General features: G+C 68.4%; 11 protein-coding genes, 1 pseudogene and 1 riboswitch. Of the genes and pseudogenes, 11 read left to right on the forward strand and 1 reads right to left on the reverse strand.

Annotated features, from left to right (window positions below; genetic code table 11):
• Window positions 1-130 precede the first annotated feature (130 nt).
• The 9 genes and pseudogenes from J2W68_RS03065 to J2W68_RS03105 all read left to right on the forward strand — a co-directional run bounded on the left by J2W68_RS03065 (window position 131) and on the right by J2W68_RS03105 (window position 16,250).
• Window positions 131-1,816 carry an electron transfer flavoprotein-ubiquinone oxidoreductase gene (locus tag J2W68_RS03065; RefSeq protein WP_310232702.1) on the forward strand — a complete coding sequence of 562 codons (1,686 nt, stop codon included), beginning with the start codon at window positions 131-133 and terminating at the stop codon, window positions 1,814-1,816.
• Between the two features lie 101 nt (window positions 1,817-1,917).
• Window positions 1,918-2,433 (forward strand): c-type cytochrome, encoded by a 516-nt coding sequence (locus tag J2W68_RS03070; RefSeq protein ID WP_310232704.1) that lies wholly within the window; start codon window positions 1,918-1,920, stop codon window positions 2,431-2,433.
• Between the two features lie 98 nt (window positions 2,434-2,531).
• Window positions 2,532-4,274, forward strand: a complete 1,743-nt coding sequence (locus tag J2W68_RS03075; protein ID WP_310232706.1) for an ExeM/NucH family extracellular endonuclease — start codon at window positions 2,532-2,534, stop codon at window positions 4,272-4,274.
• A gap of 229 nt (window positions 4,275-4,503) precedes the next feature.
• A complete protein-coding gene (locus J2W68_RS03080) occupies window positions 4,504-5,172 on the forward strand; it encodes an alpha/beta hydrolase (protein WP_310232707.1) in 669 nt (222 codons plus the stop codon).
• An 82-nt stretch (window positions 5,173-5,254) separates the two neighbouring features.
• Window positions 5,255-6,523: pseudogene (zapE, locus tag J2W68_RS03085) on the forward strand (cell division protein ZapE); the annotation flags it as partial.
• Window positions 6,524-6,812: 289 nt separating this feature from the next.
• The gene (locus J2W68_RS03090) at window positions 6,813-9,443 is read left to right on the forward strand and encodes a TonB-dependent receptor plug domain-containing protein (protein WP_310232710.1); all 2,631 of its coding nucleotides are present in this window, start codon (window positions 6,813-6,815) and stop codon (window positions 9,441-9,443) included.
• A 188-nt stretch (window positions 9,444-9,631) separates the two neighbouring features.
• On the forward strand, window positions 9,632-12,211 hold the full coding sequence (locus J2W68_RS03095; RefSeq protein ID WP_310232712.1) for a M14 family zinc carboxypeptidase: 2,580 nt from the start codon (window positions 9,632-9,634) through the stop codon (window positions 12,209-12,211).
• 486 nt (window positions 12,212-12,697) lie between these two features.
• The gene (locus J2W68_RS03100) at window positions 12,698-13,717 is read left to right on the forward strand and encodes a LysR substrate-binding domain-containing protein (protein ID WP_310232713.1); all 1,020 of its coding nucleotides are present in this window, start codon (window positions 12,698-12,700) and stop codon (window positions 13,715-13,717) included.
• A gap of 67 nt (window positions 13,718-13,784) precedes the next feature.
• Window positions 13,785-16,250, forward strand: coding sequence for a mechanosensitive ion channel family protein (locus J2W68_RS03105; RefSeq protein ID WP_310232715.1), 2,466 nt, complete (start codon window positions 13,785-13,787; stop codon window positions 16,248-16,250).
• 13 nt (window positions 16,251-16,263) lie between these two features.
• On the opposite strand, the gene J2W68_RS03110 is transcribed toward J2W68_RS03105, so the two are convergent.
• Window positions 16,264-17,055, reverse strand: a complete 792-nt coding sequence (locus J2W68_RS03110; RefSeq protein ID WP_310232717.1) for a hypothetical protein — start codon at window positions 17,053-17,055, stop codon at window positions 16,264-16,266.
• Window positions 17,056-17,661: 606 nt separating this feature from the next.
• Window positions 17,662-17,875, forward strand: a riboswitch (cobalamin riboswitch).
• A gap of 189 nt (window positions 17,876-18,064) precedes the next feature.
• On the opposite strand from J2W68_RS03110, the gene J2W68_RS03115 reads away from it, so the two are divergent.
• The gene (locus tag J2W68_RS03115) at window positions 18,065-20,563 is read left to right on the forward strand and encodes a ribonucleoside-diphosphate reductase subunit alpha (protein ID WP_310232719.1); all 2,499 of its coding nucleotides are present in this window, start codon (window positions 18,065-18,067) and stop codon (window positions 20,561-20,563) included.
• 162 nt (window positions 20,564-20,725) lie between these two features.
• The gene (locus tag J2W68_RS03120; RefSeq protein ID WP_310148052.1) at window positions 20,726-21,775 is read left to right on the forward strand and encodes a ribonucleotide-diphosphate reductase subunit beta; all 1,050 of its coding nucleotides are present in this window, start codon (window positions 20,726-20,728) and stop codon (window positions 21,773-21,775) included.
• Window positions 21,776-21,972 lie beyond the last annotated feature (197 nt).

Here is a 21,972-nt window from a genome sequence, read left to right on the forward strand (position 1 = left end):
CGCGCATGACCCGTTGACGCGCAGGCCGGTTGAAGCACCGCGTTACACTCGCCGGCCCACGCCGCCATCGCGCGCGGACTGCGATGCTGGCCCCACTTTCCGTCACCCGGGCACACCGCCCAAGGCAACGATGACCACTCCCCAGGCACTGCTCGACACCCACGGCCCACGCGAATCGATGGAGTACGACGTCGTCGTTGTGGGCGCAGGTCCCGGTGGGCTGGCGACGGCGATCCGGCTCAAGCAGCTGGCGGCCGAAGCGGGCCGCGAGGTGTCGGTGTGCGTGCTGGAAAAGGGTTCCGAGCCGGGCGCGCACATCCTCTCGGGCGCGATCATCGACCCGCGTGCGCTGACCGAACTGATCCCGGACTGGAAGGAGAAGGGTGCGCCGCTGAAGCAGGCGGTCACCCGCGACGAATTCCTGTTCCTCGACGAGACGGGCCAGAAATCCACGCCGGATTTCTTCCTGCCCGACTGTTTCAAGAACCACGGCAACTACATCATCAGCCTCGGCGCCCTGGTGCGCTGGCTGGCCACGCAGGCCGAAGCGCTGGGCGTGGAGATCTTCCCCGGTTTCGCGGCAGCCGAAGTGCTCTACGCCGACGACGGTCACGTGCGCGGTGTCGCCACCGGCAACCTCGGCATCGGCAAGGACGGACAGCCGACCGGCGAATTCCAGCTCGGCATGGAGCTGCTGGCCAAGTACACGATCTTCGCCGAAGGCTCGCGTGGCCAGCTCGGCCGCGAGCTGATCGCGAAGTTCGCGCTGGATGCAGGCCGCGACCCGCAGAGCTATGGCCTCGGCATCAAAGAGCTGTGGCAGATCGACCCGGCCAAGCACGAGCCGGGCCTGGTGGTGCACACCGCCGGCTGGCCGCTCGACGGCGACACCTACGGTGGCTCGTTCGTTTACCACGCCGAGGACGGCAAGCTGGCGATCGGTCTCGTCGTCGGCCTCGACTATCGCAACCCCTGGCTGAGCCCGTTCGAGGAATTCCAGCGCTTCAAGACGCATCCGGCGATCCGCAAGTACCTCGAAGGCGGCAAGCGCATCGGCTACGGCGCGCGCTCGATCACCGCCGGCGGCCTGCTGTCGATCCCCAAGCTCGTGTTCCCGGGCGGCGCCTTCGTCGGTTGCGAGGCCGGCACGCTCAACGCCAGCCGCATCAAGGGCAGCCACGCCGCGATCAAGACCGGCATGCTCGCCGCCGACGCCGCGTTCGCCGCACTCGGCGAGTCGCGCAGCGGTGACGAGCTCACCGCGTATCCGGCCGCGTTCGAAGCGAGCTGGCTGCATGCCGAACTGTCGCAGTCGAAGAACTTCAAGCAGTGGTTCAAGAAGGGTCGCACCACCGCGACGCTGATGACCGGCATCGAGCAGTGGCTGCTGCCGAAGCTGGGCATGCGCGTGCCGCCGTGGACGATCCACCGCGACCGGCCCGACCACGCGTGCCTGGAACCCGCCGCGCAGCACACGAAGATCGATTACCCGAAGCCCGACGGCGCGCTGACCTTCGACCGCCTGAGCTCGGTGTACCTGTCGAGCACCAACCACGACGAGGACCAGCCGGCGCATCTCACGCTCAAGGATCCGTCGGTGCCGGTCGCCGTGAACCTGGCGACCTACGCCGGCCCCGAAGCACGCTATTGCCCGGCGGCGGTCTACGAATTCCTCGACGGACCGGACGGTCCGTTCCTGCGGATCAATGCGCAGAACTGCGTGCACTGCAAGACCTGCGACATCAAGGATCCGACCCAGAACATCGTCTGGGTCGCGCCGCAAGGCGGCGGCGGGCCGAACTACGCGGGCATGTGAGGTCGTTGCCGACGCCCGCGGACCGGACGCAGCATTCTTGAAAACCTCCCCGTATACTCGGGCGCAGCTGTGGCCACACGCCATGTCGCCAAGGGTGTTTCGTGCGTAATTACGATCTCGAATTCCTCAAGCGCTTCTCGATGGTCCTGGGTTTCCTGACCATCGTGACGCTGGGCCTGATGCTGGGCGCCTGGTACTTGCACAAGTCGTTACCCACCGAGGTGCCGCCGGGTGTTGCCAAGCGCACCGAGGCGCGTATCGCGCCGGTCGGCGCGGTCTATGCCGGCGCGACCGGCGCCGCATCGCAGGCCGCCGCCACGGCTGCCGCAGCGGCCGCTGCCGCTGCGCAGGTCGCCTACGGCGGCACCACCGACGGTTCGGTGATCTACCAGAACCTGTGCGCGGGCTGCCACACCTCGGGCGCCGGCGGCGCACCGACGCTCGACCACCAGCACTGGGATGCGCGCCTCGCCCAGGGCACGGAAACGCTGTACCGCCATTCGATCGAAGGCTTCACCGGCGCAGCCGGCGTGATGCCGGCGCGCGGCGGCAACCCGGCGCTCAACGACGAGCAGATGCATGCCGCGGTCGACTGGATGGTCGACAATCTGAAATAAGCGCGAGCAGGACACCGCATCGCCCCCACGACGCCGCCTGCCCGGGCGGCGTCGTCACGTCCGGCCCGGCCTCCGCACGGAGCCTCTGGAGACTGCCCATGCCATTGCCCGTCCGCTCCCTCCGCCTGCTGCCGGGCCTGCTTGCCTGCGCCCTGCTCACCGCCTGTCGCGCGACGGCCCCGGGACCGGACGCGCCGCGCGTGGCCGACAGCTCGCCGGTCGGTGACAGCTCGCCGGTCGTGTTCGAAGACCCGGACTGGGTCGTCGACGGACACGTGACCGGCGATTTCGTCGAGGGCATGGGCGGCTGGTTCATGGAGTCCGCGGCGCTGCGACGTGGCGCGCCGCCCGCCGGGGTGTTTGTTGTCGCCGCGGACGGCGCGTCGGCGCCGCCACTGGGCGCGCACGTGCGTGTCACCGGTCCCCTGCGCAGCGTCGACGGTCTGCGGACCATGCATCCGGCGCACATCGAAACGCTGCCGACCCCGGCGCCTGCGCTGCCACCGGCGCGCCTGACCGGCGCCCCGCAGAACTGGTCCGAACTCATCGGGCGCCGGGTCCGCATCGACGCGCCGTTGACCGTCAGCGGCCAGCACGAGCGCTCGCGTCGCGGCACGCTGGTGGCGAGCTTCGATGGTCGCCTGTACGTGCCGAGCGAGATCGCCCAGCCGGGCGCCAAGGCCGCGATGGTCCAGTCCGCCAACGCCCATCGCCGCATCCTGCTCGACGACGGCCGCGACGACGCGCCGGAGGACGGCGCGCCCTGGTACCTGCCCGAGACGGCCCGCGCCCTGCGCAACGGCAGCGTGCTGACCGGCGTGGAAGGCATTGTCGATTACCGTCACGGGGCTTGGCGGCTGCAGCTCACCGCCCCCGTGCAGGTGCAGCCGGCGCCGCGTCCGGCACCGCCGGTCGTCGAAGGCGACGTGCGCATCGCCGCGTTCAACCTCGAGAACCTGTTCAACGGCAATGGCCGTGGCCGCGGCTTCCCCACCGCACGCGGCGCCGAGACCCCCGCGCAATACGCCCGCCAGCTCGAAGGCCTGGTGGCGACGATCACCGCCCTCGATATCGACGTGGCCGCACTGATGGAACTGGAGAACGACGGCTACGACGCGCGCTCGAGCATCGCCCAGCTGGTCGACGCCCTCAACGCGGCCGGCCCGACGCGCGACTGGCGCTTCGTCGGCACCGGCGAGGGGCCAGGCAGCGATGCGATCCGCGTTGGCCTGATCTACCGGGACACCCGCGTGCGTCCGCAAGGCGACCCTGCCACGCTCGGCGGCGGCCCCTTTGAACGATCGAGCCGGGTGCCGCTGGCCCAGGCCTTCGTGCCGGTGCGCGACGGCCAGCCCGACGGCGCGGACTTCAGCGTTGTCGCCGTGCACTTCAAGTCCAAGGGCTGCGGCACGGCCGAGGGCGCCGATCGCGACATCGGTGACGGCCAGGCCTGCTGGAATGCCACGCGCACCGAATCCGCGCATCGCCTGCTGACGTGGCTGGAGACGGCGCCGACAGGCTCGAACGAGCGTGTGGCGGTGGTCGGCGACTTCAACGCCTATGCCCGCGAAGATCCCCTGCGGCTGTTCTACGACACCGGCTGGCGCGACCCGTTCGCGGGCGCCGCCGAGCCGCCGCACAGCTTCGTCTTCGACGGCCAGGCCGGGCGCCTGGACCACGCACTGCTGAGCCCGGCGCTGGCCGAGCGCGTGGCCGGCGCGGCGAAATGGCATATCAATGCCGACGAACCGGACGACATGCGCGAGCGCGAAGCCAGCGGACCCTGGCGCAGTTCGGATCACGATCCGCTGGTGGTGGGGTTGAAGCTGCGCGGGCGCTGACGTCTCGAGCCCTCCCCCGTGTACGGGGGAGGGTTGGGTGGGGGCGAACCGTCAGACGTGGACGTTGCCGAGTCGCGCGAAGGCGTTCGGCTTCCTGTGCATGATCGTCGCCCCGTGCAAGTCATGCCCGCCCCCTCCCGGCCTCCTCCGCAGGCGGGGAGGGGTTGAACGTCACGCAAGGCCGCCCTCGGCCACAGTCCCATCGCAACCGGCCCGGTATCATCGCGGCATGATGTCCCCCACATTCCCCACACAATCCGGGCCGCTGGTGCTGCCCGGTCCCGCAGGCGATCTCGAGGCCGCGATCGATGTGCCCGACGCCGATGTCGCGGCGCTGCCGTTCGTCGCCGTGGTCTGTCATCCGCTGCCCACCGAGGGCGGCACGATGCACAACAAAGTTGTCACGATGGTCGCGCGCACGCTGCGCGAGCTTGGCGCGGCCACGGTGCGCTTCAACTTCCGCGGCACCGGTGCGTCTGCCGGCAGCTACGACAACGGCATCGGCGAGACCGATGATCTGACCGCCGTGGTCGAGTGGGTCCGCCGCGAGCGGCCCGGCCACGCGCTGTGGCTCGCCGGTTTCAGTTTCGGCGCCTACGTGTCGCTGCGCGCGGCCGATGCATTGCAGCCCGACGTGCTGATCTCGGTCGCACCGCCGGCCGGCCGCTGGGATTTCGACTCGATCGTGCTGCCGACCTGCCCGTGGCTGGTGATCCAGGGCGAGGCCGACGAGATCGTCGATCCCGAAGCGGTCTACCAGTGGCTCGAAGACCGCAAGGCGCAGGCCGAGCTGGTGCGCATGCCCGACACCGGCCATTTCTTCCATCGCAAGATGATCGACCTGCGCGGCGTGGTGAAGCACGGGGTCAAGGCCTACCTGCCGCAGGCATCGGGCTGATGCGCAAGGCGTCAACCCGAACGGCGCCACGCGCCGGCCGTCGCGCTGCGCCCGCGGCGGGTCGCCAATGAGCCCCGTGCCGACACCGTCCGAACGCTACGCCGCCGGTGTCGCACGCGGCGACTGGCAGGCCGATCCCGCGCAGCAGCCGGCGCTGGTCGAACTCGACCGCCTGCATGCCGCGCTCGTCCAGCCGCCTGCGCGACGCGGCATGCTCGGTCGCCTGTTCGGCGGTGGCAATGCCCCGGACGCACCTGCGGGCCTGTACCTGTGGGGCGGCGTGGGTCGCGGCAAGACCTTCATGATCGATCTGTTTCACGATGGCTTGCCCCTGCAGATACTTCGGGCCGAAGGCCCGACTGACGCCCCTCTCCCCACCGGGAGAGGGGGGGACCGTTCGCAGAGCGAACGGTGGGGTGAGGGCGAAGCGCCAGTAGAGCCCGCTTCTTCGGGCGCATCCGTGACACCGTCGCCTCGGCACGCAACGCGTCAGGCCACACCCGATCCGAAACTCGGCCGCAAGCGCCGCACCCATTTCCACCGTTTCATGCGCGAGGTCCACGCGTCGCTGCGCGCGCATAGCGGTGAGCGCGATCCGCTCGCGGTGATCGTGCGCGGCTGGCGCGATGCCGGGCTGCGCGTGCTGGTGCTCGACGAATTCTTCGTCAGCGACATCGGCGACGCGATGCTGCTCGCGCGCCTGCTCGACCGGATGTTCGCTGACGGCATCGTGCTGGTGACCAGCTCCAACGTCGATCCGCAGGATCTGTACAAGGACGGCCTGCAGCGCGTGCGCTTCCTGCCGGCGATCGCACTGATCCAGCAGCATTGCCGGGTCGTCTATCTCAAAAGCGACACCGACTACCGCATGCGGGCATTGACCCGCTCGCCGGTCTACCGCACGCCGCTCGATGCGGACGCCGACGGCTGGCTGGACACGCGCTGGCACGAACTCGGCGGCGACGACGAACACCGCGACGCCGGTGTCGAGATCGACGGCCGCCGCATCTACGTGCGTGCGCGCACGCCGGGCATGGCGTGGTTCGATTTCGACGCGCTGTGCAAAGGCCCGCGCGGCGCCAGCGACTACATCCAGGTCGCGACCGAATTCCACACCGTGCTGCTCGGCGGCATTCCGCACATGGACACCACCCGCGACGATGCCGCGCGCCGGTTCGTCACCCTGATCGACGAACTCTACGACCGCCACGTCAATCTGGTCTGCACCGCCGCCGCCGAACCGCCGGCGCTGTACTCGGGCGAACGCCTGACCGGTGCATTCGAACGCACCGCCTCGCGCCTGATCGAAATGCGCAGCGCCGAGTATCTGGCGCGCGAACACCGCGGCTGAGCGGCGCACGCCCGTTCGCGCGGATCGTGCACGGCGCGCGTCCCGCCGACGGGCGCCCTGCAGCCATCCGTCCATCCGGATTGAACGATCCGGACATGCCGAACCGTCCGCAAGCGCTCGGCGCAAGCATGCGCAAACGCACTCGCAGCGCGGCTTTCCCGCCTTCGGCGTCACCGGTTTCGTGCCGTCGACAGTCCGAAGCGGACTGACGCCAGTCCACATCACCATTTTTTGACACGCCGCGACCGTGGCTCACTGCCTGCCCCACGGACTTACTGCGGTGCAGCAAATGCTTCGATCCTCGCGTCTCGCCGTCGCCGTTCTGGCGGCGCTCGTTGTTCCCGTCGCGGTATCGGCGCAAACGCCGGCGGCCGGTGAGGCGCGCACGCTCAATACGGTGACGGTGACCGGTTCCAACATCCGCCGCGCCGAGGCCGAGGGCAGCAATCCGGTGCAGGTCATCGACGCCGAGGAACTGGCAACGTCGGGCAAGGTCACCGTCGCCGACGTGCTGCGGTCGATCTCGGCCAATACCGGCAACGCGAGCAACGAAACCAGCAACAGCGGCTGGGCCTCGGGCTCGGCGGGCATCGGCCTGCGCGGGCTGTCGCAGAAGAACACCCTGGTGCTGCTCAACGGCCGGCGCCTGGCGAACTACGGCTTCCCGGCCAACGGCCTGTCGGACACCTTCGTCAATCTCAATGCGCTGCCGCTGGTCGCGGTCGAGCGCATCGAGGTGCTAAAGGACGGCGCGTCGGCGGTCTACGGCTCGGACGCCGTCGCGGGCGTGGTCAACATCATCACCCGGCAGAATTTCCAGGGCCTGGAAGTTGGCGGCAGCTATGGCACGTCGGACGAGGGCGGCCTCGACACGCGCCGTGCGCGGCTGGTCGGCGGCATCGGCGATCTCGACACCGACGGCTACAACCTGCTGGTCAGCGTCGAGGCCTACGACCGCGACCGGCTCGACCAGAACCAGCGCGACCTCACCGCGTCGGGCATCTACAGCGACCTGCCCGGCGGGCGCTGGAACGGCTGGTCGGCCAAGGGCGCGCGCTTCCTCGTCGACGGGACGTCGGTGCCACTGCTCGACGCCGCCGGCAACTGCCCCGAGGGCATGACGCTGACGCCGAGCGCGCCGATCGACGGCCTCGCCGGCGACACCTGCGCGATCAACCTGGCGCCCTATACCACGCTGATTCCGTCGACCGAGCGGTATCAAGCCTTCGTCAACGGTACCGTGCGCCTGAGTGACGATGTCGATCTGTTCGGCGAGGCGCTGGTCAGCCAGATCCGCGGCGCGTCGATCTTCGGTTCCAGTCCCTACTTCACCCTCGAAGGCGGCCGCTTCGCGCTCAACGCGCAGACCGGCCTCGCCGAGCCCGTGTCGAACCTGCTGCCGGCGGGCAATCCCTACAACCCCTACGGCGTGCCGACACAGATCGAATACACGTTCTTCGATCTCGGCCAGTCGCTGAAGACCAACCGCTCCGATGCCTTCCGCATCCTCGGCGGCGCACGCGGCCGCGGCGAACGCTTCGACTGGGAGTTCACCGGCTTCTTCGCCAAGAGCACCGAAGAGGAAACCGTCGCCGGCGGTTTCGCCAATCGCTGGCCGCTGGCGCAGTCGCTCGCCGACGGGTCCTTGAACCTGCATGAGCCGGGCGCGACACCGTCTGCGGTGCTCGACGCGATCCGACTGTCGACGGTGCGCGAGGCACAGTCGTCGCTGCACGGCTTCGATTTCAAATTCAACGGCGACCTGTTCCAGCTGCCGGCCGGGCCGGTCGGCTTCGCCGCCGGCATCGAGGCGCGCACCGAATCGCTGACCTCGCGCAATCCCTGGCAGATCGATGCGGGCCTGCAGGTGCGCCCGGCGATCGCTGCGGTCGATGGCGAGCGCGACGTCGCCGCGCTCTATGCGGAGTTCAACGTGCCGATCGTCCAGGGCCTGGAGCTGCAGCTCGCCGGCCGCGGCGACGACTACAGCGATTTCGGCAGCGCGTTCTCGCCCAAGGCCGGCATCCGCTGGCAGGCGCTCGACACCTTGCTGGTCCGCGCATCCGCGTCGCGCGGCTTCCGCGCGCCGTCGCTGTCCGAGAACTCGGCCTCCACCAACATTTCCTACGGCACCGTCGTCGATCCCTACGACCCCGACATCGCCGGTTCGCGCCAGAGCCCGACCTTCTTCACCGTCGGCAATACCGAACTCGATCCCGAGCGTACGAAGTCCTACAACGTCGGCTTCGTCGTCTCGCCCTGGGCCGACACCAGCCTGTCGCTCGACTGGTACCGGATCGAACTCGACAACCTGATCGGCACCAACAACTCGACGACGATCGTGCAGAACAACGATCCCGCGGACGTGATCCGCGACAGCCGCGGCAAGCTGGTCGCGGTCTACAACCGCTACCAGAACCTCAGCGCGCTCAAGACCTCGGGCCTGGACGCGGAGTTCAACCAGACCTTCCGCACCGGCGCGGGCGATTTCAGCATCGCCAGCGTCTACACCCACGTGCTCGACTACAGCCGCCCGCAGGTCGTCGGTGGCTCGCTGGTCGACTACGCCGGCAGCAACCTCGGTCCGTCGCTGCCGCGCAACAAGCTGACCTCGCGCTTCGGCTGGTCGATCGGCGATATCGAGACCGCGCTGACCTGGTACCGCACCGGCGGCTACGACCAGAAGGCGAGCGTCGCGGCGACCGCGGTGCAATCGCGCGTCGATGCCTATGACCAGCTCGATCTCTACGCCGGCTGGTCGGGCATCGAAGGCCTGACGCTGTATGCCAAGGTCGACAACATTCTCGACGAGGCACCGCCTCACGACGCGTCGTTCCCGGGCATCCGCGCGCCGTATGACTTCAGCCAGTACGACCTGCGCGGGCGGTATTTCCAGGTGGGGTTTGATTATCGGTTCTGAGGTTCGCGTACGCAGGTCTGCGCTTCGGTGTGGGGCTGCGTCGTCAGTTCGCAGTGCACCCACCACCGTCATTCCCGCGCAGGCGGGAATGACGGATCTGGACATAGCGGCAGCTGAAAGATGCCTGCAACCGCAAGCAATCGATTCAGCCTCCGACGTGCGACACAACTTCATGCAGGACACCACTGATGCTTCGATTTTCGTTCGCGCGCCGCCTCTTGCTGATCAGCTTGCTCCTGCTGCCCTTCACCGCAATCGCGCAGACCGCGTACTACCTCCCCGATGCCGCGCCGGATTCGCACGACCCCGCCATCCCCACGCCGGAGCAGTTCCTCGGCTATCCGATCGGCAGCCACTACACGCGTCACGACCGCATCGTCGATTACCTGCGCGAACTGGACCGCCTGTCGGACCGCGTGCACGTCGAGGACATCGGCCGCAGCTACGAAGAGCGCCCGCTGCTCGCGGTGCTGGTGACATCCTCGGCCAACCACGCGCGCCGTGAACAGCTGCGCGCTGCGCACGCGACGCTGGCCGATCCCGATGCACCCGCCGTCGATGCCACGCAGGTGCCGGTCGTCGTCGGCCTGTACTACAGCGTGCATGGCAACGAGACCTCAAGCGGCGAGGCGATGCTGCTGACCGCCTGGCATCTGGCCGCGAGTCGTGACCCCGAGGTCACGCGCTGGCTCGACAGCGCGATCGTGCTGATCGATCCGGCGCAGAACCCCGACGGCCGCGACCGCGCCGCGAACTGGCACAACGCCTGGAAGTCGAACCCGGCGGTCGCCGATCCGCTCGACAAGGAACACGTCGAGCCGTTTCCGAACGGCCGCAGCAACCACTACTTCACCGACCTCAACCGCGACTGGTTGGCGGTGAGCCAGCGCGAGACGCGGGCCAAGCTCGACGTGTTCCATCAGTGGCTGCCGAACATCCAGATCGATTTCCACGAAATGGGATCGAACAGCACGTATTACTTCGAACCCTCGCCGAGCAGCATGCACAGCCCGCTGCTACCGCAGGCCTCCTACGACTGGAACGTCACACTCGCCCGCTACCACGCGCAAGCGCTCGACAGCCTGGGTTCGCTCTATTACACGAAAGAAAACTTCGACAACTTCTCGCCGGTCTACGGCTCGACCTATCCCGATTTCCACGGCGGCGTCGGCGTGACCGTCGAACAGGCCAGCTCGCGCGGGCTGGTGCAGGACACCGCGAACGGGCGGCTGGAATTCCGCTTCACGATTCGCAACCAGTTCGCCGTGGGTCTGGCGACGATCCGCGGCGCGGTCGAAGAACGCGCAGGCCTGTTCCAGCTGCAGAAGGACTTCTTCCGCTCGGCGCGCGACCAGGGCCGGCGCAACGCGTACTCGGCCTATGTCTTCGGGGATCCGGCTGACGCGACCACATCGCGGCGCCTGCTCGACCTGCTGCTGACCCATCGCATCGCCGTGCACGCGCTCGACGCGCCACTGACGCTCGACGACCGCACGTACGCGCCCGGCAGCGCCTGGGTGGTGCCGGCCGCGCAGCCGCAGTTCCGTCTGGTGCATTCGATCTTCGAGGAAACGCCCGACACCGGCGGCGGTGTCTACGGCAGCACCTCGTATGCGATCGCCCACGCCTATGGTCTGCGCAACGATCGTCTGCGCCGTTCGCCACGGCTGGGCGCAGCGGTGACCGAAGTGCCGGCACTCGACACCGGCGCGCGCGGCGAGACGGCGTACGCCTGGGCGATCGACTGGCGTGATCTCGGCGCGCAGCGTGCACTGGCCGAACTGCTCACCCGGAACGTGCGCGTGCGCACTGCGTTCTCGCCGTTCACCACGCGCACCGCTGCGGGCGAGACCGCGTTCGGCGAAGGCACGCTGGTGATTCCGGTGGCCGGCCAGACGCTGGATGCCGCGGCCTTGCGCGCGGCGGTCGACGGCGTGGCGCGCGAAGCGGGCGTGGTCGCCCATGGCCTCGCCAGCGGACACAGCGTGTCCGGCATCGATCTGGGCAGCGACGGCATCAAGCCGGTGCGCAAGCCCGCAATCGCGCTGGTCATGGGCGAAGGCGTCAATGCGACCGAGATCGGCTCGACCTGGTTCGCACTCAGCGAGCGCCTGCATTACCCGGCGACGCGGCTCGATCCCACGCAGCTCGGCCGCGTGCCGCTCGGCGCCTACACCAGCATCGTGCTGGCCGGCGGCCGTTACGACGATCTGCCCGACGCCACTGTGGCCGCGCTCAAGCAATGGATCGAAGCCGGCGGCTCGCTGGTGACCTTCGGCAGCGCCGCACGCTGGGCCCAGGCCAAGGGCCTGACCGGCGCCGCGCCCGCACCGGCCGCCACGGACGCGGACAAGCCGGCGGAACGCCTCGACTTCGCCGCGCGCCGCGACACCCTGGCCGAGCAGCGCAGCGCCGGCAATCTGGTCTCGGTGGACATCGACACCACGCATCCGCTGGCCTTCGGCGTGCCGCAGCGCGCGGGTTTCGTGCACAAGGAAACCGACGTCACCCTGGCGCCCCTGCCCGATGCATTTTCCAACGTGGTGCGCATCGACGACGACCCGCTGATCAACGGCTATCTCGGCGCCGAACTGCGCGCCGCGCTCGCCGGCACCGTCTGGGCGCAGGTCGCGCGTGTGGGCAGCGGCAACGTGGTGCTGTTCGCCGACGATCCCGCGCACCGCAAATACTGGCTGGGCACCGAACGCATGCTGGTCAACGCGCTGTTCTTCGCCGATCAACTGGCGCCGGCGCCGCCGCGGCGCTGAGTTGGCATGGGACGCGCGAAACGTCCCGGCTGGCTATCGTCTGAAGCCCTCCCCCGCCTGCGGGGGGTGAGGGCGATCTGTTGGCGCGGCATTGCCGCGCGGATCGATCGAACGACCGGCGCGCTGCGCCGGTCCGGACGGGTTGGGTGGGGCCCAGCAACCAGACCACAGCGCACTCAGATTCGAGCGACCTCACTAGAAAATCGCGCCTGATGCACTGCTATCGGTACATGTGGTTGGCCCCCATCCCAACCTTCCACCCATGAAGGGCGCAATGCCCCGCTCGCGGGGGAAGGAGCGGTTTACCGCTCGCCGACGCTCAGCCGAGACACGCCCCTGACCACCCCCAAGCAAGTGCCTGAAGATGTCGTCCCATACGGGCCCACACAGTGTGGTCGCGCATGGAACATGTCGCCGCTGCATCCGGGCGAGGATCGGACGTATGCACACGCGTCCTCTTCCGCACGCCCTCGCCGGTCCGCCGGCATGACCCTGACCCAGCTGCGCAGCTTCGTGGCGATCGTCGACTGCGGCCACAACGTCACGCTCGCCGCGCAGCGGCTGCACGCCACGCAGTCGGGCGTCTCCAAGCAATTGGCGCAGCTGGAGGCCGCGCTGGGCATGAGCCTGTTCGTGCGCCGCGCGCGTGCGCTGACCGGCCTGACTGAGGCTGGCGCGCAGGTGCTGGTGCATGCGCGCCGGCTGCTGGCGGAGTCGGCCAACATCCAGGCGCTGTCGGACAACCTGCGTCGCGAGCGCCACGGCGTGCTGCGCATCGCCACCACCCACACCCAGGCGCGGCACGCCTTGCCGCCGGCGCTGCAGGCACTGGAACGCGCGTGGCCCGAGGTCGCGGTGCACGTGCTGCCCGGCGACGACGCCGACGGATTGCAGGCGCTGATCGACGGCCATGTCGATCTCGCTCTGCTCAGTGGCACCGGCGCACCGCCCGCCGACTGCATCGCGGTGCCGCTGTATCGCTGGCGCCGCCGCGTGGTGGTGCCGGCCGGGCATCCACTGGCGGCACTGCAGCGCCCGTTGCGGCTCGACGATCTGGTCGGCCGGCGGCTGGTGAGCTATGCATCGAGCCAGTTGGCGGGCTCGTCATTGCAGCGCGCGTTCGCCCAGCGCGGGCTGCGCGCCGATGTCGCGGTGACCGCACGCGATGGCGATCTGATCCAGACCTATACCCGCGCCGGTCTCGGCGTCGGCATCGTCGCGGAGATGGCGCTCGACCCGCGCGACGATCTGGCGGCGCCGCCGATCGCCGACGATCTGCTGCCGCCATGCACCACCTGGCTGCTGCTGCACCCGGCGCGCGTGCTGCGCGACTTCGGCTTCGCCCTGCTCGCCGCGCTCGCCCCGCACCAGGCGGTGGTCGACCTGCGGCGCCTGATCGCCGACGGCCAGCCGCTGCCGGAACCCGCGCCCGACTGGCAGGCCTGGCGCGTCGCCACCCGCATCGCGCGGCCGGTCGCGTCGAAGGCCACCGCCGCCGGCCGCTGACGCAGCGCGCAGTCGACACCGCGGCAGGTAGCATCCGGACATCCGCCGGCTGCTTTCCGGGTGTGTCATGAGTCTCGTCCTCCGCTTCGCATGTGTGCTGCTGGCGAGCCTCGCGCTGGCGCAGCCGCTGGCCGCGCGCGCGCCGCTGCTGGCTGGTGCCGCCGCGATGAAAACCGATCCTGCACCGGCCGATGCGCCTGCTGTGCCTGCCGCGGCCGCCGTCGATGTCGCCGACATCCCTGCGCAGGCGGATGTCGACCAGCGTCTGGCCGAGCGCATCCAGGCCGCGACCGCCGAAGCCGGCACCACGACACCCGCGGCCGCCTATGCACGACGGCTGGCGGCAATCGAAGCCTCGGTCGAGGATCCGTTCTGGCGCTTCACCTCCGCGGAAATGCGCACCCTGCCGATCCCGCGCCTCGAAAGCCTGTCGCGGCACTGGACGTTCCAGGCGCGCCGGCTCGCCCAGTGGCAGGCGGATCTGCGCCAGACCACCACACACCAGGCCGGCGACGCCGCCGGGCTGGCCGCGCGCCGCCAAGCCTGGGAAACCACCGCGGCTGCGGGTCAAGAATTACCGACCGCTTTACGCCAGCGCGTGGACGAGGTGGTCCGCGAACTCGCGCAGGCCGAAGCCGCGCTGTCGGATCCGCTGGCGCGGCTGATCGCACTGGGCCGACGCGGCAATGCGGTGGACGCAAGCATCCAGAGCGCGCAACGACGGGTCGCCGATGCGGTTGCCGCCTACGACGTCCGCCTGACGCGCATCGACGCGCCGCCGCTGTGGCGCCTGGACGCCGCGAGCGTGACGCCCACCGCCGACACCGGCGATGTGATCCGCAGTGGCCTGGAGATCGAATCCCGCTTCGCCACCGAGTACGCCCAGGGCGACGCGATCAGCGGTCTGCGCGCATTGCAGACGCTGCTGGTCTGCTCGCTGCCGCTGTTGCTGTGGCTGGCCTGGCGCAGCCGCGCGCCGATCCGCGCCGGACAGGTCAGCCGCACCGAGGCAGCCGTGTTGTCGCGTCCGCTCTCGTGCTGGCTGCTGCTGGTGGTGATCGGCGTGTTCGCGTTCCAGCCCGACGCGCCGATGCTGACCCATCAGCTCGCATTGCTGGCCGCGGTGGTGCCGGTCCTGCGCCTGCTGCCTGCGTCGCGTCGACGCCTGCTGGGCATGGCGCCGTACGTCGCCAGCGCGCTGTTCCTGCTGCTGCGACTGGGCTTCGTGTTCCTGTCCAGCGCCGCCGCCTACCGCCTCTACATCCTGGCGCTGACCCTGCTCGGCCTGGCCGCGGCCGGCTGGCTGCTGTGGCGCGCGCGCCGGCATGACCATGCGGCCCATACCGGCCGCCTCGGCCAGGCGCTGCGGGTAGCGGTGCACGTGGGCGCAATGCTGCTGGCGGTTGCGCTGGTCGCCAACGCGCTCGGCAATGTGTCGCTGGCCGAAACCCTGACTGGCGGCGTCATCGACAGCCTGTATTTCGCGCTGCTGCTGGCGGCGGGGCTGACCGTCGTCGCCACCTGGATCCAGTTGCTGCTCAAGCGGCCGGGCGTCTCGCGCTTCCGGCTCGCGCGTGACCACGCCGGACCGGCCGTGCAGATGCTGCTCAACCTGATGGCGGTCGCCGCCGTGGCCGGCTGGATCGTCTACGCGCTCGACCGCTTCCGCGTGCTGGCGCCAGTGCATGCCTCGCTGTCGGCGCTGCTGGGCTACAGCTGGGCACTCGGCGACCTGCGGCTGAGCCTGGGCCACGTGCTGCTGTTCGTGCTGACGGTGGTCATCGCGTTCTGGCTGGCGAAGACCGTGCGACTGGTGCTCGACGGTGAGGTGCTGTCGCGGATGTCGCTGCCGCACGGCGTCGCCAACAGTGTGGCGTCGCTGAGCTACTACGCGGTGCTGATACTGGGCCTGGTGGGCGCGTTGTCGGCGGCCGGCTTCAAGGCCAGCCAGCTGACCTTCGTGCTCGGCGCTCTGGGCGTCGGCGTCGGCCTGGGCCTGCAGAACGTGGTCAACAACTTCGTTTCGGGCCTGGTGCTGATCTTCGAACGTCCGTTCCAGCCGGGCGACGTGGTCGAGGTGGGCGGCACCACCGGTCGCGTGGTCGACATCGGCATGCGAGCAACGCGCGTGTCGACCTTCGACGGTGCCAACGTGGTGGTGCCCAATGGTCAGCTGATCTCGCAGCAGCTGGTCAACTGGACCCTGCGCGATCGCAGCCGGCGGCTGGAAGTGCGCGTCGGCGTGGCCTACGGCAGCGCACCGGCCGAAGTGGAGGCAGTGCTGGCGAAGGTCGCCGCGGCCACCCCCGGCGTCGCGACCACGCCAGCGCCGGTGGTGCTGTTCGACGGGCTGGGCAGTGTGGCGATGGAATTCGTCGTGCGCGCCTGGACCCACGAGTACGAGGACGCTGGCGCGATTCGCAGCGCCCTTGTCGCCCGCCTGTACGACGCCCTGCTCGCGCGTGGCATCGGTCTGGCGCACGGCGCGGCGACTGTCTATCCGCCCCCGCCGCCGGCGCCCGCAGGCATCTGACCGCAGCGCCGCGTCAGCGGCAGTTGGACGCATCCACCGCCCGGATCGATTCGATGCGGCCGTTGCCGGTCGCCACGTGCACGCACTCGCGTGAGCGCGCGTTCCACCAGGTCACGACCGAGCGACCATCGCGCTGCTGCGCATCGCGATCGACAAAGCCGCGGGCCTGCAGCTCGGTTTCCGCGCCGGCCGCACGCGCACCGACCAGATCGTCCAGCCGGCCACTGCCCGAGCCGCCAGTGCTGCCCGACTGCCAGGGCACCTGCGCGGAGCGTTCGCGCATGCCCGCGCCGTAGCCGTCGCTGTAGGCGCCACTGTCGGCGTCGGCGCGGTAGCCGTGCAGCGCGTCGCGATAGCCACGTTCGTAATCGGCCTCGTGGCGCGGATCGTCAGCGTGGTCGCCGTCGTCGTGATGATGCGACCGGTGGGCGAGCGCGGCGATGCCGAGGATCGCCGCGGCGGCCACGGCGGCCTTGGCACCGTCGCTCATGCCGTCCCGGCCACCACCGTCCTGCTGCCCGCAGTCCGGCGCCGGCGTGGTCACCACCGAGGCCACGCGGCCGCGATCGCTGCGCACCATCACGCAGCGCCGGTCGCGCGCATTCCACCAGCTGCCGTAATCGTCCGAGCCCGACTGCCGTACATAGCCCCGCGCACCCAACGTGCGCGACGCGGCGCGTTCGTCGAGCCCTTGCAGATCACCGAGTCCGGGCGCGCGGTCCTGCGCGGCGACCAGCGACGGCGCGAACAGAGAAGACAGCGAAAGCGTGGCAGCGGCCAATGCGCTGCGGCGGATGACGCACATGAGGCACCTCCGGTTGTGCCGGCCGGACCGGCCGCGCTTGGCGCAGATTGCGCCGGAAATTGTGCAGGGTGTGTGGCGGAGTTGGGGGTTTTGACGGCGGCCTCCTGTTCGGCCCCACGCGCGGCTTGAAGCCCTCCCCCGTGTACGGGGGAGGGTTGGGTGGGGGCAATCCGTCAGACCGTACGGAAATCGATCTCCAAGAACCAAGCCCCTTGGATCGCCAGCCGGACCACGACCGGACGCTTCGCCCCCTCCCCACCCTCCCCCGCGTGCGGGGGAGGGCTTGAAGCGCGCTCCGGCCAGAGGTTTGCGGGCAGAGCCCTCCGCATGGACGGGTGGGGGCCGGGCTCCACAGTGACGTCCAGGAGCGCCCCCATTCGCCCCGCCAGACCAGCCGTCCGGCTGTTGAAAGCCGCGGGGCAGGCGCTCCGCGCACCTTTCTTACGAGGAGGGAGAATCAAGAAAAATCATCCCGAAGGACTTGCCCTTCGCACCCCGATCTGCATCCGCCGGCCCCCACGCAGGGCTTGACGAACGCCGATTCCCGTCCTGACGCGGCCTGCCGAGTGTTCACTACATTTAGCGTTGACGCTGCCGAGGTACCCCACTATCTTGGGTCCCGTCGGTTCCGCAGACCCCAACAGGCTGTGGATTAAAACGGGAAGCCGGTGACGCCTCGCGCCACTCCGGCACTGCCCCGCAGCGGTAATTGGGAACAAACCCGCCAGAGCACTGGAGCAATCCGGGAAGCGGCGGGGGAGGAGAAGGCGCTGCCTTCGTGCCCATGAGTCCGAAGACCTGCCGACAGCCGCGTGGAGCACAACGCGCGGTGCCGGCTGCGGACGTCCCGTGGGGGGCGGGTTGCGTAAGTGGGGGGGCGATGGCGCTGTGCGCCCGATCGCGATTCCTGCGACGCCGCCCATCCACCCTTGGATCGCCCAGCAGCCGCCGGACCCGACGCGGGGTGGGCCGGTCGTGTGCGCGAATGCACTGGATACAGAGAGGACGCATGACCAGCCACGAGACCCTCGCGACCGACACCCCGGCCGCCGCCGCAGACGCCACATCGAACATCGCACCCGCCACACCCACCATTTCCGTTGCGCCGCCCGCCGTCGAACCCGACGACGTGGTGCCGCCACCCCCGAGTGCCGCCATGAACACCGCAATTGCAGAAGTCCTCGACGCCGATGCCGGCGTCTCCAACTGGATCACCAAGGAAGCCGGCAACCGCCGCATTCCGTACGACCGTGCGCGCCTGGAGCGCAGCATCGACCGCACCCATGCCGAGTTCCCGCAGCTCGACATCGCCGACTACAAGCGCAGCGTGTTCGGCTTCGTCGAGCGCAAGGACGCGGTCAACGCCGACGACCTCACCGACCACCTGATCCGCGAGGCCGAAGCCCGCGTCGATGTCACCGCGCCGGAGTGGGAATTCTTCGCCGCCCGCCTGTACCTGCACCGCCTGTACAAGCGCGCCAGCCGCAACCGCTTCTACGACGCCGAGCAGAAGTACGGCTCCTACGTCGGCCTGCAGGAGTCGCTGGCCGACCGCAACATCTATTCCAACGACATCCTGCGCGCCTATTCCAAGGAAGAGCTGCAGGAAGCCGGCCGCATGATCGAGCCCAGGCGCGACAAGCTGTTCGCCTACAACGGCCTGTACCTGCTGGCCACGCGCTACCTCGCCACCGACACCTCGCGCGCCGTGTTCGAGCTGCCGCAGGAGCGCTGGCTGACCATCGCCCTGTACCTGATGCAGAACGAGACCAAGGGCGGCCGCGAGCGCCGCATGCAGCTCGTCGGCGAGGCCTACTGGGCGCTGTCGAACCTGTACATGACCGTGGCCACGCCGACGCTGCAGAACGCCGGCAAGGTCGGCGGCCAGCTGTCGTCGTGCTTCATCGACACCGTCGACGATTCCCTGCAGGGCATCTACGACTCCAACACCGACATCGCCCGCGTCTCCAAGGGCGGCGGCGGCGTGGGCGCGTACATGGGGTATGTGCGCTCCAGCGGTTCGGCGATCCGCGGCGTGCCCAATTCCTCCGGCGGCGTGGTGCCGTGGATCAAGCAGCTCAACAACACCGCCGTGTCGGTGGACCAGCTGGGCCAGCGCAAGGGCGCGGTCGCGGTCTACCTCGACATCTGGCACCGCGACATCGAGAACTTCCTCGATCTGCGGCTCAACAACGGCGACCAGCGCCTGCGCGCGCACGACGTGTTCACCTCGATCTGCATCCCCGACATCTTCATGGAAGCCGTCGACCGTCGCGGCGACTGGTACCTGTTCGACCCGCACGAGGTCCACAAGATCAAGGGCTGGTACCTGCAGGATTTCTTCGACGAGAAGAAGGGCGACCCGAACGGCAGCTTCCGTCGCAAGTACGAGGAAGTGGTCAATGACGAGCGCATCTCGCGCAAGACCGTCAAGGCGATCGACATCTTCAAGCGCGTGATGGTGAGCCAGCTCGAGACCGGCAACCCCTTCATGTTCTACCGCGACGAAGTGAACCGGAAGAACCCGAACAAGCACGTCGGCCGCGTGTACTCGTCGAATCTCTGCACCGAGATCCTGCAGAACATGAGCCCGACGAAAATGATGCAGGAGATCATTTCCGGCAATCAGATCGTCACCACCAAGCAGGCCGGCGACTTCGTCGTCTGCAACCTGTCGTCGGTGAACCTGGGCCGCGCGATCGTGCCGCAGGCCGGCCAGAGCGATCTGATCACCGATGTGCTCGAGCGCCTGATCCCGATCCAGGTGCGCATGCTCGACAACGTGATCGATCTCAACATGCTGCCCGTGCCGCAGGCCACGATCACCAACCAGAAGTACCGGGCGATCGGTCTGGGCACCTTCGGCTGGCATCACCTGCTGGCGCAGAAGGGCATCCAGTGGAACGACGCGCAGGCCGAGGACTTCAGTGATTCGCTGTACGAGCGCATCAACTTCCTCACTGTGCAGGCCAGCATGGAACTCGCGAAGGAAAAGGGTGCATATCCGGTGTTCGCCGGCAGCGACTGGCATACCGGCGCCTACTTCAGCGACCGCAGCTACAACTCGCCCGAGTGGATGGACCTGGCTGCGCAGGTCGGCGTCAACGGCATGCGCAACGGCTGGCTGATGGCGGTGGCCCCGAACATGTCCACCGCACAGATCGCAGGCAGCACCGCGTCGATCGATCCGATCTACTCCGCGTTCTATTACGAAGAGAAGAAGGATTACCGCCGCCCGGTCGCCGCCCCCGGCCTGTCGCTCGAGACCTGGCCCTACTACGAGAAGGGCGCCTACAAGGTCGACCAGTTCGCCTCGGTCCGCCAGAACGCGCGTCGCCAGCGCCACGTCGACCAGGCGATCAGCTTCAACTTCTACGTGCCCAGCACCATCCCCGCCCGCACCCTGCTCGACCTGCACATGACCGCGTGGAATCTCGGCATGAAGACCACGTACTACGTGCGCTCGAACGACATCGATATCGCCGAGTGCGAATGGTGCAGCAGCTGATCGCAACGCGATTGCTTTGATTGAACCCTTCCCCCTTTGGGGGAAGGTGGCCCGAAGGGCCGGATGAGGGCGCTCTTACGCACCACGCAAAAAGCCCCGCCCTCACCCCAACCCCTCTCCCACAGGAGAAGGGCTCAAGACCGAATTCCGAGACAGACATCCATGGCCGCGACTGCTACCCCGCTCGACCGCATCAAGATCCTCGAGCCGCGTCACCCCAACCGCTCCACCGGCATCATCAACGGCCAGACCAGCGGCATCCTCAACTGGAACGATATTCCGTATCCGTCGTTCTACCGCGCCTACAAGGAACTCACGACCAACTTCTGGATTCCGGACGAGGTCGACATGAAGAGCGACGCCAAGCAGTACGGCGAGCTCTCGGCGCGCGAGAAGAACGCCTACGATTCGATCATCGGCCTGCTGGCCACGCTGGATTCGCCGCAGACGCGCTACATCTACAACGTCGCCGAATACATCACCGACCCGGCCGCGCACGCCAACGCCGCGATCATCGGCCAGCAGGAAGTGATCCACAACGAGAGCTACAGCTACGTGCTGGCCTCGATCACCGGCCTCGCCGACCAGAACCGCGTGTTCGAACTCGCGCGCACGCATCCCACGATCATCGCGCGCAACCAGCCGATCATGGAGTCCTACAACGACTTCATGCGCGAGCGCAGCGCCGAAACGCTGATCCGCTCGCTGGTGCAGTCGTCGATCCTTGAAGGCATCAACTTCTATTCCGGCTTCGCCTACTTCTACAATCTGGTCCGCCAGAACCGGATGACCGGCACCGGCAAGATCATCAGCTTCATCAACCGCGACGAACTGGCGCACAGCAAGTTCATCAGCGAACTGATCCGCGCCATCGTCGGCGAGAACCAGTCGCTGCAGGGCGACCAGCTCACCCAGTACGTGCACGACGCGTTCGAACACGCGATCCAGCTCGAAACCCGCTGGACGTCCGAGGTGCTCGACGGGATTGATGGCATCGACGTCGACGAGATGGTCCGCTACGTGAAGTACCGCGCCAACAAGATGGCCGGCATGCTCGGCATCGAGAAGCTGTACTCCGACACCACCGACAACGTGATGCCGTGGATTAAGGCCTACGCCGACAACTTCACCGAGACCAAGACCGACTTCTTCGAGATGCGGAATGCGTCGTACAAGAAGACGAATTCGGATAACGGGTTTGATGATCTTTGACGCTAGACGAGCATCCGACTCCGGAGAAAATGGCGAGTAAGCTCGTCGAGGTGACAGGCAATGGATTATGGATATCTGCCGCAGGAATTCCACTTCAGCCATAACTTCAGTTTTTTCTGCACGACCAACTGGCCTCAACGCTAGTAGAAGGCGAAAAAGCGGGAGTATTTTCTGCACAGCTCACGGTTGACCACCCT

This window comes from Luteimonas terrae, from assembly GCF_031457535.1.
In the GTDB taxonomy this organism is placed as follows: Bacteria; Pseudomonadota; Gammaproteobacteria; order Xanthomonadales; family Xanthomonadaceae; genus Luteimonas; species Luteimonas terrae_A.

Bases quoted from the DNA above. Each gene is read 5' to 3' on its own strand.
- J2W68_RS03110 (WP_310232717.1), bottom strand. From the start codon at position 17,055: ATGTGCGTCATCCGCCGCAGCGCATTGGCCGCTGCCACGCTTTCGCTG.
- J2W68_RS03065 (WP_310232702.1), top strand. From the start codon at position 131: ATGACCACTCCCCAGGCACTGCTCGACACCCACGGCCCACGCGAATCG.
- J2W68_RS03115 (WP_310232719.1), top strand. From the start codon at position 18,065: ATGACCAGCCACGAGACCCTCGCGACCGACACCCCGGCCGCCGCCGCA.
- J2W68_RS03105 (WP_310232715.1), top strand. From the start codon at position 13,785: ATGAGTCTCGTCCTCCGCTTCGCATGTGTGCTGCTGGCGAGCCTCGCG.
- J2W68_RS03090 (WP_310232710.1), top strand. From the start codon at position 6,813: ATGCTTCGATCCTCGCGTCTCGCCGTCGCCGTTCTGGCGGCGCTCGTT.
- J2W68_RS03100 (WP_310232713.1), top strand. From the start codon at position 12,698: ATGACCCTGACCCAGCTGCGCAGCTTCGTGGCGATCGTCGACTGCGGC.
- J2W68_RS03075 (WP_310232706.1), top strand. From the start codon at position 2,532: ATGCCATTGCCCGTCCGCTCCCTCCGCCTGCTGCCGGGCCTGCTTGCC.
- J2W68_RS03120 (WP_310148052.1), top strand. From the start codon at position 20,726: ATGGCCGCGACTGCTACCCCGCTCGACCGCATCAAGATCCTCGAGCCG.
- J2W68_RS03080 (WP_310232707.1), top strand. From the start codon at position 4,504: ATGATGTCCCCCACATTCCCCACACAATCCGGGCCGCTGGTGCTGCCC.
- J2W68_RS03095 (WP_310232712.1), top strand. From the start codon at position 9,632: ATGCTTCGATTTTCGTTCGCGCGCCGCCTCTTGCTGATCAGCTTGCTC.